The organism is Priestia sp. TGN 0903, from assembly GCF_050846855.1.
GTDB classification, from domain to species: domain Bacteria; phylum Bacillota; class Bacilli; order Bacillales; family Bacillaceae_H; genus Priestia; species Priestia zanthoxyli.
Genome location: NZ_JBOZGL010000002.1, coordinates 360,919 through 375,286 on the forward strand (window position 1 = coordinate 360,919; position 14,368 = coordinate 375,286).

The 14,368-nt window shown below is 39.5% G+C and carries 15 protein-coding genes and 1 pseudogene; 11 read left to right on the forward strand and 5 right to left on the reverse strand.

The features are described from left to right. Positions 1 to 251: 251 nt before the first annotated feature. Complete coding sequence (gene alaP / locus ACRPLY_RS08230) at positions 252 to 1,655, forward strand: alanine permease AlaP (RefSeq protein WP_224980516.1); 1,404 nt, start codon at positions 252 to 254, stop codon at positions 1,653 to 1,655. A gap of 240 nt (positions 1,656 to 1,895) precedes the next feature. Further along, a complete protein-coding gene (locus tag ACRPLY_RS08235; protein WP_034270652.1) occupies positions 1,896 to 2,735 on the forward strand; it encodes a GNAT family N-acetyltransferase in 840 nt (279 codons plus the stop codon). 29 nt (positions 2,736 to 2,764) lie between these two features. Here ACRPLY_RS08235 and ACRPLY_RS08240 read toward each other — a convergent pair whose 3' ends face one another. After that, on the reverse strand, positions 2,765 to 3,163 hold the full coding sequence (locus ACRPLY_RS08240; RefSeq protein ID WP_034270649.1) for a GNAT family N-acetyltransferase: 399 nt from the start codon (positions 3,161 to 3,163) through the stop codon (positions 2,765 to 2,767). 112 nt (positions 3,164 to 3,275) lie between these two features. On the opposite strand from ACRPLY_RS08240, the gene ACRPLY_RS08245 reads away from it, so the two are divergent. Continuing rightward, the gene (locus ACRPLY_RS08245) at positions 3,276 to 4,685 is read left to right on the forward strand and encodes a PLP-dependent aminotransferase family protein (protein ID WP_049166046.1); all 1,410 of its coding nucleotides are present in this window, start codon (positions 3,276 to 3,278) and stop codon (positions 4,683 to 4,685) included. A 22-nt stretch (positions 4,686 to 4,707) separates the two neighbouring features. Beyond that, positions 4,708 to 5,217, forward strand: coding sequence for a hypothetical protein (locus ACRPLY_RS08250; protein WP_034270643.1), 510 nt, complete (start codon positions 4,708 to 4,710; stop codon positions 5,215 to 5,217). A 61-nt stretch (positions 5,218 to 5,278) separates the two neighbouring features. On the opposite strand, the gene ACRPLY_RS08255 is transcribed toward ACRPLY_RS08250, so the two are convergent. Together ACRPLY_RS08255 and ACRPLY_RS08260 are read right to left on the reverse strand one after the other, a co-directional pair. Further along, a complete protein-coding gene (locus ACRPLY_RS08255; protein ID WP_034270640.1) occupies positions 5,279 to 5,998 on the reverse strand; it encodes a poly-gamma-glutamate hydrolase family protein in 720 nt (239 codons plus the stop codon). Between the two features lie 55 nt (positions 5,999 to 6,053). Further along, positions 6,054 to 6,152 (reverse strand): annotated as a pseudogene (locus ACRPLY_RS08260) (class I SAM-dependent methyltransferase); the annotation flags it as partial. A 105-nt stretch (positions 6,153 to 6,257) separates the two neighbouring features. Between ACRPLY_RS08260 and ACRPLY_RS08265 the strand changes: the two are divergent. From ACRPLY_RS08265 to ACRPLY_RS08275, 3 genes are all read left to right on the forward strand, one after another. Next, a complete protein-coding gene (locus ACRPLY_RS08265) occupies positions 6,258 to 6,920 on the forward strand; it encodes an MgtC/SapB family protein (protein WP_034270637.1) in 663 nt (220 codons plus the stop codon). A 275-nt stretch (positions 6,921 to 7,195) separates the two neighbouring features. Next, positions 7,196 to 7,837 carry an NAD(P)-dependent oxidoreductase gene (locus tag ACRPLY_RS08270; RefSeq protein WP_224980515.1) on the forward strand — a complete coding sequence of 214 codons (642 nt, stop codon included), beginning with the start codon at positions 7,196 to 7,198 and terminating at the stop codon, positions 7,835 to 7,837. Between the two features lie 72 nt (positions 7,838 to 7,909). Beyond that, positions 7,910 to 8,404, forward strand: a complete 495-nt coding sequence (locus ACRPLY_RS08275; protein ID WP_098113626.1) for a GNAT family N-acetyltransferase — start codon at positions 7,910 to 7,912, stop codon at positions 8,402 to 8,404. Between the two features lie 21 nt (positions 8,405 to 8,425). On the opposite strand, the gene ACRPLY_RS08280 is transcribed toward ACRPLY_RS08275, so the two are convergent. Next, the gene (locus ACRPLY_RS08280) at positions 8,426 to 9,175 is read right to left on the reverse strand and encodes a sulfite exporter TauE/SafE family protein (protein WP_028415058.1); all 750 of its coding nucleotides are present in this window, start codon (positions 9,173 to 9,175) and stop codon (positions 8,426 to 8,428) included. A 156-nt stretch (positions 9,176 to 9,331) separates the two neighbouring features. Between ACRPLY_RS08280 and ACRPLY_RS08285 the strand changes: the two genes are divergently transcribed. The 4 genes from ACRPLY_RS08285 to ACRPLY_RS08300 all read left to right on the forward strand — a co-directional run bounded on the left by ACRPLY_RS08285 (position 9,332) and on the right by ACRPLY_RS08300 (position 12,911). Beyond that, positions 9,332 to 10,231, forward strand: a complete 900-nt coding sequence (locus tag ACRPLY_RS08285) for a LysR family transcriptional regulator (RefSeq protein ID WP_033579892.1) — start codon at positions 9,332 to 9,334, stop codon at positions 10,229 to 10,231. Beyond that, positions 10,228 to 10,866 (forward strand): hypothetical protein, encoded by a 639-nt coding sequence (locus tag ACRPLY_RS08290; RefSeq protein ID WP_224980513.1) that lies wholly within the window; start codon positions 10,228 to 10,230, stop codon positions 10,864 to 10,866. Before ACRPLY_RS08285 ends, ACRPLY_RS08290 begins: the two co-directional genes overlap by 4 nt. Positions 10,867 to 10,987: 121 nt before the next feature. Next, complete coding sequence (locus tag ACRPLY_RS08295; RefSeq protein WP_033579894.1) at positions 10,988 to 11,554, forward strand: TetR/AcrR family transcriptional regulator; 567 nt, start codon at positions 10,988 to 10,990, stop codon at positions 11,552 to 11,554. A 130-nt stretch (positions 11,555 to 11,684) separates the two neighbouring features. Further along, positions 11,685 to 12,911, forward strand: a complete 1,227-nt coding sequence (locus ACRPLY_RS08300) for a DUF819 domain-containing protein (RefSeq protein WP_176343495.1) — start codon at positions 11,685 to 11,687, stop codon at positions 12,909 to 12,911. 42 nt (positions 12,912 to 12,953) lie between these two features. Here the strand turns inward: ACRPLY_RS08300 and ACRPLY_RS08305 are convergent, their stop codons facing one another. After that, positions 12,954 to 14,324, reverse strand: a complete 1,371-nt coding sequence (locus ACRPLY_RS08305; RefSeq protein WP_432231710.1) for an amino acid permease — start codon at positions 14,322 to 14,324, stop codon at positions 12,954 to 12,956. Positions 14,325 to 14,368: the final 44 nt, after the last annotated feature.

A 14,368-nucleotide genomic window follows, 5' to 3' on the forward strand; every position in this document is an offset into this window, starting at 1 on the left:
TATTTTTTAAAAAATACTATTACTTAGGTGCGATAATAAATACATAGTAAAAAAGCAGTGTCTACGTCTAATTGTGCGTTTAAACAAAATGATACGATAATTTTTTTGTTTTTCGACAAAAGAAAAACGAGAGAAAGGTGATAGAATAAAAATATACAGCCTAGCTGACTTTTAGCATAAATTTATATGAAAGCGCTAACAAAAAGCTGTATTCATCTCGTTTTGACAGATTGGAAAAAGGGGAGACGTTTATGCAGGGGAAAACTCAGGGGAAAGAATTGAAACGCGGGTTAGAAGAAAGACATGTGACGCTGATGTCCTTAGGAGCAGCCATAGGGGTAGGGCTGTTTCTTGGATCTGCATCTGCTATTAAATTAGCAGGGCCGGGAATATTATTGGCGTACGGATTTAGCGGAATGATTATGTTTTTTATTATGAGAGCACTTGGAGAAATGGCGATTCAAAAACCTGTTGCAGGTTCATTCAGCAAGTACGCGCGCGACTATTTAGGGCCCCTTGCTGGTTATCTAACAGGTTGGAACTACTGGTTTTTATGGGTTGTAACATGTATGGCTGAAATTACAGCCGTTGGTATTTATATGGGATATTGGTATCCGGATGTACCAAACTGGATTTGGGCGTTATCGGCGCTTGTCATCATGACAACAGTTAACTTCTTAGCTGTTAAGGCATATGGTGAACTGGAATTTTGGTTTGCACTTATTAAAATTTTAGCGATTGTGTTAATGATTGCCGTTGGATTATTAATGATTGTGTTTGGAATCGGCAACGGCGGCGTTGCGACGGGTATTAAAAACTTATGGGACAACGGCGGGCTGTTCCCGAACGGATTCAAAGGTATTTTACTGTCGCTGCAAATGGTTATGTTTGCATATTTAGGAATTGAAATGATCGGCGTTACCGCGGGAGAAGTGAAAAATCCAGAAAAATCTCTAGCAAGAGCGATTGATTCGGTCTTTTGGCGTATTCTTATTTTCTACGTTGGTGCATTATTTGTCATTATGTCGATTTATCCTTGGCAAGAAATTGGTTCACAGGGAAGCCCGTTTGTATTAACATTTGAAAAAATCGGGATTCCAGCAGCGGCAGGCATTATTAACTTTGTGGTGCTAACAGCAGCTCTTTCTTCTTGTAACAGCGGTATTTTTAGTACAGGCCGTATGCTGTTTAACTTAGCAGAGCACGGAGAAGCTCCAAAAGGATACGGTCAGCTGACAAAAGGCGGCGTACCTGGAAAAGCTGTTTTAGCATCAGCGGGTGCGTTATTAGTCGGAGTAGCGTTAAACTACATTGTGCCTGCCAAAGTATTTACGTGGGTAACAAGCATTGCAACATTCGGTGCGATTTGGACTTGGGGAATTATTTTGCTTTCTCAAATTAAGTATCGCAAAACGCTAAAAAAAGGTGAAGAGGCAAAGTTAAAATACAAAATGCCTTTATTTCCGTTAACGTCTTATGTGTCACTTGCGTTCCTAGCGCTGGTGGTTGTTCTTATGGCGTACAATCCAGATACAAGAATTGCAGTTATTATCGGACCACTATGGTTTATCGGTCTTATTATCGCGTACTACGCAAAAGGATTTCATAAACGAAGTCAAGGTTCAGCTGGGACTGAGCAAAAGCTAGTGAAATGAACGAAAAGACCTCTTTCTTGGAAAGAGGTCTTTTTTCATTAGTTTATGTGCGAATGATTAGTTTTTTTGAAGGGATTATTGATACATATGAATAATGTAGAAAATATTCTATTTATTCTGTACTATTTAGTTAGAGAATTCATTAATGATTAAATGGTAATTGGAAGTGGATAAGTATGGTAGTTTTACGTTTTTTAACGCCACACAGTGCATCGAAAAGTTGGGAGGAAATAGGCAGAAATGATAGAAAGATTTAGTGAAAAAGACATAAAGGGTTTGCTAGTGCTATCTAAGTTGGAAAAATGGGATTATAGCGAAGCGGATTTACATACGATTTTTTCAACTGGAGACGTATTTGGACATAGAAATGAGAAAGGTGACATTGTATCAAGCGTAGCAGTAGTTTTATATGAAAATCAGTCAGCTTTTATAGGAATGGTAATTGTGAGAAAAGATTATCGAAAACAAGGGTTAGCCGGGCAGCTCATGAAGCACTGTTTGCAAATTCTTTCTCCTGAGGTGAATGCCTACTTAATTGCGACAAAAGAAGGTGAGCACTTATATAAAAAAGCAGGGTTCAAAACCGTGGACTATGTAAGTAAATATATAAGCAGTGAATACATACCAAGAGCATTTAAAGCTTCAGGGTTTTATACACGATCCTTAACGAGAAGGGACTTCAAAGAGGTTTTAAAGCTTGATGAAGCAGCATTTGGAGATAATAGAAAGCTATTTTTAAAAAGTAGAATTCAGCAAGCTGAAAAAGCAGTTGTCTTACAAAACGAACAAAATAAAATAATGGGTTATGGTTTAGCGGTTCGTACCCCGAGCAATATCGTGATTGGTCCCGTAGTTGCTCCACACGCTGAAGCAGCAATGCTAGTCATTGATGAACTAGCGAAGAGTTACAAAGAAAAGCTGAGAATTGACCTGTCTTCTCATGAGGAAACGTTAAAGAAACTTGTGGAAAATCACGGATTTCAGCTTCAAAATGAGCCTCCTGTTATGGCGTATGGCGTCAATTCCCTATCTGCTAGACAGGGCAACCTTTTTGCTATAGCAGCTCAGGCGTTTGGATAAAAAGAAAGGAGAAGCTCCTTTCTTCGCGTCTACCGAATTCTCCCAATTTTAAACCCATTATCAATCTGATGAAAGCCGACTTTTGGATAGTAGTTCATTGCAGAAGGAGCGGAAAGTAAAATGAGCGCGGCTTCTTCACCGATTTCTGATTGAACGTGCTTGATGAGCTGTGTGCCGATTCCTTGATTTTGATAGTCTTTTACGACAGCTAAATCCGATAAATAGCAGCAGTAGCTAAAATCTGTTAACGCTCTGGCTATGCCAATGAGTTCGCTGTCTTTCCAAGCGGTAATGGTAAGGGAAGCATGATCAAGCATTCTTTGAATCCGATCAAGATCTTGTGCCGGACGTTTAATACCTGAATGTACAAACACTTCAGCAGCTTGTTCGGCACGGATTGAGACGTTGGTTTTGTAAGTAATGGTCATTGTGTCATCTCCTTGATTTATAAGATATAGTCCAGTATATGAAGAATCTGAACTGAGAATAAGTGTCAGAAACAGTAAATTTAATAGTGTCAGTTAGAAAGGAAAGAACATCATGTTAGAGTTAATGCCTTTGCTCGATAAAAGAAAAGCAGATCCCTTATACATGCAGCTTTATACTTACATAAAAAAACAAATTCAAAAAGGCACCATTCCGCCTCATGAAAAACTGCCTTCTAAACGAAAGTTAGCTCTTCATTTAAGCATTAGCCAAAATACGGTTGAAGCGGCTTATGTACAGTTAGAAGCTGAAGGCTATATCGAGATACTAGCCAGGAAAGGAGCATTTGTAAAAGAGATAAAAAATGAAGTCGTGCTTCAAAAACAGCCTCCCGCCTATGTCTCTTTACCGCAAGAAGAAGGGAAATCAACTGTCATTGACTTTAGCCATGGAAAGGTAGACGTAGAAAAATTTCCGTATAACACGTGGAAAAAGCTAACGGTTCAAACAATTTATCATGATGAAAGCCAGCTTTTTTATAGCGGACATCCACAGGGCGAACTGCTTCTTCGTCAAGAAATTGCAGCGTATCTTTATCATTCAAGAGGAGTGCGCTGCACAGCGGAGCAAATTGTGATAGGTGCAGGTACACAGTACCTCATGTGGCTGCTTTCTGTCATTCTAGGAAAAGAAAAGATAATTGGGTTCGAAAACCCAGGCTTTCACCGAACGAGGCACGTTTTTCAAGAACAAGGCATGTCGGTCGTCCCTATTTCTCTTGATAGTTCTGGCTTGAAAGTGAAGGAACTGAAAGAAAGCGGAGCGGATGCGGTGTACATTACGCCGTCTCATCAATTTCCTGTTGGGATGGTCATGCCGATAGCAAGAAGACTTGAACTATTAGAGTGGGCGGCAGAAACGAATGGCTATATCATAGAGGATGACTATGACGGAGAATTTCGCTATAAAGGAAAACCGATTCCGGCCCTTCAAGGATTAGATCAAGACGATCGCGTTATTTATACGGGTACGTTTTCAAAATCGTTGATGCCTTCTCTTCGAATAAGTTATGCCGTGCTGCCACACCGGCTTCTTACAAGTTATATGAAACACTGTGGACTTTTTAAACAGCCTGTTTCAAGGCTTCATCAGCATACGCTTTTTCTGTTTATGAAAGAAGGGCACTGGGAACGTCACTTGAATAAAATGAGAACAGCATACCGTAAAAAACAAGCGCTGCTGCTAGATTGTTTGACTACTATTATGGGAGAACGTGTAGATGTTATTGGAGAACATTCTGGCTTGCATATTCTTCTTAAGGTAAAAAAAGGAATGAGTGAACAGAAACTAATAGAAGCAGCTGCCAAACAAGGGGTAACGATTTATCCAACATCTATTTATTATCATAGTGCGGGTGAAAACAACACGCCCTATGTATTGCTTGGATTTGCAGGACTGTCTGATGGAGAAATAAAAACAGGTGTAAACCTGCTGTTTAAAGCTTGGTTTGAACAGAAGGATTGAGAGGTACGCTGGGGGGATTTCTATGAAAGTAAAGCGGAAATTGTTTGGTTTATGGACAGGAGAGCTTACGGCAGCTTTACTGTTTGCTGCGCTGTGGATAGGGTACTTAAATGAGTTTTCTCATCTGGCTTTTTATTTAACAACGTTTTCAAGTGTGTATGCTTTTATTATACTTGAGTTTATCCTGTTTCAAGGAAGCTTGTACTGGTTTATGAAATGGAGGCGGGTGAGCCGAAAAGAAGATTCTCATTTGCCCTCCAGCTACATTCAGTTGTTTCTGCTTTTTAAAAAAATGAATAAAATTCTTCTTACGTTAGGTTTAGGTGTACTCATTTACCACTATATGCAGTTAGGGGTTAAGGGACTTGCTTTTTTTCTAGGCCTTTACGCGTTTGCTTGGATTGAATATATTAACTACTATGTGATTAGACTTTCTTATCAAAGTCCAAGTGAAATCAAAGAATTTTTTGAGCAAAAAGGCTTTAAACGATCTATTTTAGCGAGAGAAATAGATAAAAACCAGCGCGTTTGATTACACAGACTGCGCTGGTTTTTTTGTCTGGAAATCAAGGAATAAGGCAAGAGTCGATAAATTAGTGAACTTGAAGGTAAAGGAAAGTTTGATAGGAAGAAGATGCTTCTTGTAAGGAAGTAACAAATGTATAAAAAAGCGGTGTTACATTCATGCGGTTGTTTCTCGACCAGTCATGGTTTGCGAAAAATGATTTTCTTAGTTCGGCTGTGAGTTCAAGCTGCACTCCGGCTTTTAGCAGATTATCGTTCACAATGTTTTGTTCGCTTGTTCCCGCTATGTCAGAAGGAGCTTCACGGACGGTAAAGCCGTTTTTGCGCAGTGATTGCTTCATCAGCTCTTTATAAAGCTGATTTTTTCCACCTATATACACGATAGGCTGACTGCCGCTGTAGCCGTGAATCGTCAAAACGGACATGCTTTGCTGAGCCATTCCTCTAGCCGTCGGTTCATCAAAGTTTTCTGAGGTTATGTGCAGAACTCCGTTGTTAGTGGACTTGATGCCTTCAAATAAATAATAAGAAGCGGAAAAGCGATCGGCGAGTTCTTTGGCAACTTCTGATGTACCTGGTTCAATTCCGCCGCCGTGAATGGCCATAATGGATAAATAGCTAAAGCGCTGCTCGTAGCGAATGTCGTAGTCTTGGTGAAAAATTTCGTGCTGCTGCAGTTCTGCATAGGAAGAGTAATAGTCACCGCTTGCATAAGAAGGAGGGGGAATCAAAAAGCAGTACATCAAACATAGCAAAATGCTTGTACTCCATTTGAATAAACGGTTCATTAATAATCACCTCTATTTATTCTATGATAAATAGAGGTGATTATTAATTTTTTCGCTTTTTGATAAAATGCCAGTTTACTTGAAACTCAATAGGTTCTCGTTCTAACCGTCCCCACTCATCAAATCTGCTGTAATAATCGATAACTTTATCCACTTTGATTAGCCTCCACTTTAAAAATTAGTTATAGTAAATTATAACAAAAATAGAAATAGTTAATAGGTGCATTTGTGAAAAAGTGAAGAGAAAGAAGGAGAAAGAATGACCGCAGCTTTTATTAGTCGTCTAGCCCTATCAGGTTTGTTAGGAGCTTTGGTTGGTTTAGAAAGAGAGTTTAGAGCTAAAGAAGCAGGGTTTCGCACTCATTTTTTAGTTGCTGTCGGTAGCACGCTGATTATGCTAATTTCGAAATATGGCTTTTCAGATGTGCTTCATCAAGATCATATGGCTCTTGATCCGAGCCGGGTGGCCGCACAAGTAGTAAGCGGTATTGGTTTTTTAGGAGCAGGTATGATTATTATTCAAAAGCATCATATTAGAGGGCTCACAACAGCCGCAGGCGTATGGGCAACGTCGGGAATTGGTTTAACCATTGGGGCCGGTATGTATACAGTCGGCATTAGCGCAACTATATTAGTGCTGATTGGCTTAGAAATATTGAACGTAATGTTTACATCTCTTTCTACTCATTCCATTTTAATTAAGTTTCGTGCAGCAAATCAAGAGGATATTTATGAGCTGCTTGATAAGATTGAAAAAGAAAATATTATGATTTCGTCTTACGAAATTCACCAAGATCATCATCAAGGTGAGCTGCTCTATTTTGTTGAAATAAAAGGAAAGGCAAAAAAGAAAGGGAATAAAGTAGAATTGATTAAATCGATTCACTCTATGGCTCACGTGTTATTTATTGAAATTGAATAAGCATTCATTTATTTTTTCAAAAGAGACTGGAAGAAACGTATTTTAGTTGGCGGAACAGGTGAGACCCCGCAGGAGCGTAAGCGACGAAGAGGCTCAGCGGCCGCCCCCGGAAAGCGAAGCCTTGCACGGGAATTAACCTCGGTGTTAAAAGTAATCCATACTAACTCATTTATCCAATTTGTTCTCTCTATCTTGCTTAAACCGTTTTGCTGTGTTTTATCATAGCAAAAAAAGGCTATTACCTAAATATAGAGAATTTTACTGGAGGTTATAAAATGAAAATTGGAGTTGTAGGTGCTACAGGAAAAGCAGGAAGTTTTATCGTGAAAGAAGCTTTAAATCGCGGACATGATGTAACGGCAATTGTACGTGATGCGAGCAAAGTAGAGGAACGAGATGTTCGTACACTTGAAAAAGACATTTTTGATATCACGGCAAAAGATATCGAAGGTTTCGATGCCGTGGTCAATGCGTTTGGAGCTCCCGAAGGAAAAGAACATCTACATGTAGAAGCGGGGCAATCGTTAATTCATGTATTTAAACAAGCTCCGGACGTTCGTCTTCTTGTTGTAGGAGGAGCAGGAAGTTTGTTTGTAGATGAAGAGAAAACGACGCGTCTAGCAGATACGCCTGATTTTCCAAAAGAGTACAAAGCGACAGCTGACAACCAAGCCCAAAATTTAAAAGACTTAGAAAGTACAAGCGATATTAATTGGACGTTCATTAGCCCAGCAGCATTTTTTAATCCTTCAGGAAAACGAACGGATGCTTATAAAACAGGGAAAGATCATGTTATTTTAAACTCAGAAGGAAACAGCCATGTCAGCTATGCGGATTACGCCATTGCAGTTATTGATGAAATTGAGCGAGGAGAGCATGTAAACGAACGCTTTACCGTTGTATCCGACGCTAGATAAAGGAAAAGCCGCTTTATGCGGCTTTTTTTGTGCATGTTATACTATGGAAAAAGAAAAGGAGTCCAGCAGAAAATGGAGAATAAAGAAAACGTAGCACTAACGTTTTATAGTGAAGCCTACGAGTCATCTATACATAGCTATACGCTGCCTGAAGAGCAGCTCATTTACACGGCACTTCCCGCTGAAGCTATAGCTAAGTGTAAGCAGGAAAGAGATAGAACGCCCGTTTTGATTTTGGCAGAAAACAAACTAGCCGGCTTTTTCGTGCTCGACGCAGGGGAAGCCGTTAAAGCATATACCGAGGGATCCGGCGCGCTTTTAATACGGTCTTATTCCATTCATCCTGATTATCAAGGAAAGGGAGTTGGCAAAAAGTCATTGAAACTTCTTCCTTCTTTTATCAACCATCACTTTCGCACTAAAAATAAAGTGGTGCTAGGCGTGAACCATAAAAACACGGCGGCGCAGCACCTATACAAACGATGCGGCTTTGTCGATACAGACCGGCATGTTTTTGGAAGCCAAGGAAAGCAGTTTGTTTATCAGATGAACATAAAAAAAGCTTGAACAAGAGTTCAAGCTTTTTTCTTATATAACAAGGAGAAAGCTAGAGCAAATAGGCAGCGCTACAAGGGACGTTTTTAATACGGGAGCAGGTACACGATTTGTAAATTTTGCTCCAATATATGAACCGACCATTGTGCCGACAACTACTTGAATCAACAGCGGGATATCTAAAAAGCCCTGCTGATAATAGCCCATTCCTCCGCCAATTGCAATCGGAATAATAACGAGCATCGTCGTTCCGGCCGACTGGCGAATAGACAAGCCTAACACCATCATAAGGCCAAGCTGGATAAATGGAGTTGAGCCAATTCCAAACATTCCGGACAGAGCGCCCGTAATTAAGCCGATTAGTAAAGAGTAGACGACAAATTTAGCTCCTGTTGGAACAGTACGTTCTTTTTGCTGACGGGAAAATAAAAACATTCGCAGCCAAAGTAAAACACCAGATAATAAAAGCATGCCGGCTGTGAGCCATTTTAGCTCGCCTTCTGGGATAAAGGATGAAAGGTTAGACCCAATCCAAGCGCCTAATGCACCGAGGATACCAACAGAGATACCGGATTTTAAAGATACGTTACCTTCGCGGTAATGACTGACGGCGCCAGATAAAGAAGAGAAAATCATTGCGGTAAGAGCCGTTGCGAGTGCAACGTGTACAGATACGCCGTACAGCAGCGTTAAAATTGAAATAATAAAACCTGATCCGCCTGCTCCGACAAATCCTAAGATCAGTCCGACGGCTAACATTGTTAAAATAATTGAAACATCCATAAACGAATTCCTTCTTTCAACACTTATTCTATGCAGACACATAACATTTTCGGCAAGTGCTACGTTCTTCATTTAAACATGAATTTTTTATGACGTCCAATGTATAATTTATATGAAATCGATAGTATTATGTAATAAGTAAAGGATGTGAAAAAAATGGAATGGCAGCAGCTCGAATATTTTAATGTTGTAGCTCAAACGGAACATTTCACAAAGGCAGCGGAACAATTATCAATTGCGCAGCCTACGCTCAGCCGCTCAATTTCTAAATTAGAATCAGAGCTTGGCGTGCCGCTATTTGAAAGAAAAGGAAGGCAAGTTATTTTAAATCGATACGGAAGGCTTTTTTATGAACGAACGGCTAAAGTATTAAACGAAATGGAAGAAGCGAAACGTGAGCTTTCAGATTTGATTCATCCTCATCGCGGCAGCATTTCGTTTGCTTTTTTAAAATCATTAGGCGCTTCGTCCGTCCCGAAACTAGTTCATGCTTTTTTACAAGAGTATCCGAACGTTCAATTTCAAATTTTTGAGAACGCGACGAACATCATGCTCGATCAGCTTCAAACGGGAGAAATTGATTTTTGTATGTCTTCCGTAACGGAATCTAGGGCAGGAATTCAGTGGGAATATTTATGGAAAGACGAGCTGTACGCGTATGTCCCTGATACACATTCTTTTGCCTCAAGACAAGTGCTTTCGATTTCAGAGTTGGCTCATGAATCGTTTATCGCGTTAAAAAAAGGATACGGAAGCCGAACAATTTTTGATCAGCTGTTCGAAGAAGCTGAAATTGTCCCAAATATTACGTTTGAAGGAGAAGAATTTTTGACGGTGATTGGTTTTGTAGCGGCTCATTTAGGGGTTGCCTTGCTTCCTGAAATAAAGGGAGTGGACTTGCGAGGCATTAAAAAAATAAAGCTCAAAGAAGACACAGCTTCAAGGGTAATTGGGATTGCGTGGAACAAGGATAAATACTTAACTCCTGTTGCGAAAAAGTTCCAGGAATTTTTAATTCAGTATTTCAAAGACCATCATACAGGAGGAAAACGATGAAGAAAATTGCTTGCCTGCACGCTCATCATTCGAACATCTCTTATATAGAAAAAGCGCTGCCGTTTGTGAGCTGTATGCATTTCGTAGACCCTGGACTTGTACATCGGGTAAAAACCAATCCTAAATTTGCAGCGGAGTCAGCAGGTGCAAAAGTAGAGAAGCAGTTAAAGTGGATGGAAGAATGTTCAGCGGATGCCATTTTACTTACGTGTACGAATTACATTGCTCTTTTACCAGAAGCATTTACAAGTGATGTTCCAATTATTAAAATCGATGAGCCTTATTTTCGCCGAATATGTGAAATAGAAGAACCGCAGCTTATCGTGTTTACAAATCCGGAGACCGTAGAAGGAACGATGAAGCGTCTAGACGAATTTGCATTTTATCAAAATGTAAAGATAAAAGTTCACCCTGTTGTGATAGAAGGTGCTTTTGAACTAGTAATGACTGGAAACATAGAGAAGTATAAACAGAAGGTGAAACATGTCTTAGATGAGCTAGTAAAAGACCTTAACACTGTTGTTTCAGTGGCCCAGCTCTCGATGGTAGAAGCGGCTGAGGAGGTAAGCGACCGTATTATTACGCCTCTTCAACCGTTAGCGGAAGAAGTAAGAAAAACAATTATTAGGTCATAAGAAATGAAAATAAGGAAAAATAAATGGTAAAATATTCACTTTATTTTGACAAAAATTTCATTTCCTTATATGATAAGTAGTGTTATAGAAACCACTTATTATATAGGGGAGGCATCGTTTTGTGAAGAAAGCAAATGCACGCGATAAGATTTTAGAAACAGCATCGCGGCTTTTTCAGCTGCAAGGCTATCATGCAACGGGATTAAATCAAATTATTAAAGAGAGCGGGTCGCCAAAAGGGTCTCTTTATTATTATTTTCCAAAAGGGAAAGAAGAACTGGCGATTCACGCTGTTCAATATACGAATAAATACGTCCAAGTTCAAATTAAAGAAAGTTTAAATAAATCTTCTGACGCGGCACAGGCTATTCAGTATTTTATTGAAGAATTGTCCAAGCAGTTTGAACACGAAGAAAGTATTGCTGGTATGCCTGTTGGACTGATGGCTGGAGAAACGGCGCTTATTAATGAACCGCTTCGTGAAGTCTGCTATGCAGCGTTTCAAGATTGGGAAAAACTTTTTAGAGAAAAAATGATAGAGAGCGGATTTCAAGATAAGCAGGCAGGAGAGCTTGCAGTTGTGATTAACTGTATGATCGAAGGAGGAATCTTGCGTTCGTTAACAGAGAAAACAGGTGCTCCTTTGCAGCAGATTCAGCAGCAAATTCCGGTTTTGATTCGCAAATAAAAAAAAGCTTTTCACTTTTAGAGTGGAAAGCTTTTTTTATAGATTGACGGAATTTGGCATATATTGATAAAATTTAAAGGTGTATTTTCTGAAAATTCTATTTCTTGAAAAAGAAAGAAAGGAGTAGCGTGTGATTTTTACTATTATTCAAGCTGATGATACGTGGGCACTATGGGGAATTCTAGCGATTTGGGCTTCTGTTAGTATTTTTCTCGAACAAAAGTATAAGTGGGCTTCTTTTCTGTCAGGAGCTATTATTGCGCTAGCAGGAGCTCTTATCCTATCAAATTTAAAAATCATTCCAACAGAGTCTCCGGTTTATGATGCTGTTTGGGCGTATCTAGTACCGCTTGCCATTCCATTATTGTTATTTCAAGTCAATATGAAAGAATTATTTCAAGAAAGCCGGAAACTGCTTTTTATTTTCTTAATCTGTGCAGTAGGAACGGTTATAGGGAGCACGGCAGGCTTCTTGTTGTTAAAAGATTATATTCCTGAACTAGCAAAAATTGCAGCTGCTATCGGCGCTTCTTATGTAGGCGGAGGGGTTAACTTTGCTACCGTTACGGCCAAATTTGAACCATCAAGTCAAATGGTTTCCGCGACGGTGGTTGCTGATAATATGGTCATGGCTTTACTGTTTGCCGTGTATATGTTTGTTCCTTCTATGAAGTTTTTTAGGAAACATTTTAAGACGCCTCATATTCAAGAAGTAGAGGCCGGGCAATATGGAGAAAATGATCGTCATACGCTTGCAGAAAAATATTGGGCAAAAAAAGAAATTTCGTTAAAAGACGTGGCAGCTTCAATTGGTACATCATTTTTTCTAGTGGTTGTATCGTTTAAATTAGCCGAATGGTTTGGAACAATCATTCCAGCCGGTCCAAATGTTTCCGTAGTTCAAACGTTACTACATACTATTTTGAGCGAAAAATACTTATTGCTTTCCACACTTACGTTTCTTGTCATTTATCTGTTTCCTTCTTATTTTAAAAACATTAGCGGAAGCCAAGAAATCGGCACGTACTTCATTTATATTTTCTTTGTTGTCATTGGAGTGCCGGCGTCCATTCCATTAATTGTTGAAAAAGCACCTCTTTTGATTCTATTTGTGCTCATTGTGGGACTGAGTAATTTAATAGTGGGGCTGCTTTTAGGAAAAGTATTTAAAATTGATTTAGAACATATTTTACTGGCGAGCAATGCAACGGTAGGGGGACCTACGACAGCAAGCGCGATGGCGATTGCTAAAGGATGGGGAAGTTTGGTTGGTCCTATCTTGGTAGTAGGAACGCTTGGCTATATTATTGGTAACTATATCGGCTTTGCACTTGGCTATTGGTACTTAACATTTTAAATAAAAAAACGCCTCCTCTGATGACTCAAAGGAGGCGTTTTTTTATTTAGCGTGCTTGACTGCTGAAGATTGATAAAAGCGACCTTTAAAGATATACGTAGCTGTAATAAATAAATAGATAGCTAGTGTAATAGTCGTAATAACAACGGATGTTGTGCAGATAACACCAATTAAAATAGCGCTTAGTGCAATAAGGGCAGCCCACGTTGTATAAGGAAACCATTTAACAGAGTAGCTGCTCGATGCTTCTGACTGAACTTTGCGGGACTTTAAGTGTGCAATCGCAATAATCAACCAAATAAACAACACGGTATACCCTAAAGATCCCATCAAATAATCAAATGTCTTATTTCCTGCAAATAAGGAAATCAATACGCCGACATAAAGGGATGATGTACACATTAAAATTGCATAGACAGGAACTTTGTTAACAGAAAGTTTCGAAAATATCTTCGGCACTCGACCGTCTACTGCTTGCGTATACAAAATACGTGATGAACCGTAAAGTCCTGAGTTCATAGAAGAAATAACGGCTAACAAGATCACGGCATTCATAATATGATCTGCTCCGGGAATGCCAATCATTTTAAATACCATTACAAAAGGACTTTGAGAAACGCCGTTCACTTCATTCCAAGGAATCAAGCTCACGATGATAAAAAACGGGAACAGATAAAAAGCAATGATACGCGTTAATGTACTGCGCACAGCCTTAGGTACTACTTTTTCAGGGTTTTTTGTTTCAGCTAGCGTTACTCCGATGATTTCAGTTCCACCGTATGAGTAGATGACAACTAACATCGCCGTAATTAGCCCGGTTGGTCCCTTTGGGAAAAAACCGCCGTGATCGCTTAAATTTGAAAAACCCGCTGCGGTATGATGACCGAATGATACAAACAATAATAAAAGTCCAGCGATAATAAAGATCACAATGACCGTGATTTTAATTAAAGCTAACCAGTATTCCGTTTCAGCAAATGCTTTAACTGAAAGCAAGTTAATGGCTGTAACAATAACGGATACGCCTAAAGCAAGCATCCAAATTGGGTAATCAGGAAGCCAGTACTGAATAAAAATAGCGGCTACAACGGCTTCAGCTGCAATGTTTAACACCCACATTTTCCAGTAAATCCAGTCCAAAAAGTAAGCGGGATAGCTTCCTAAAATCGACTGAACTAAATCACGAAACGTTCGTGCTTCACTATTTCGAACCGCCATTTCAGCAAGACCTTGCATGATGAATAGTAAAATAATTCCGCCAATTAAATAGGCAATAATAACTGATGGTCCTGCCATATCAATAGCCGAGCTGCTTCCTTTAAATAAACCAGCGCCAATTGCTCCACCTAGCGCCATCATCATAATGTGACGTGAAGTCATTGTTCGCTGCAAACCTTGGTTGTCCTTCTTCATGACTTTTCCCTCCACTTTTTTATAAAATAAAAAAAGCTTATCGT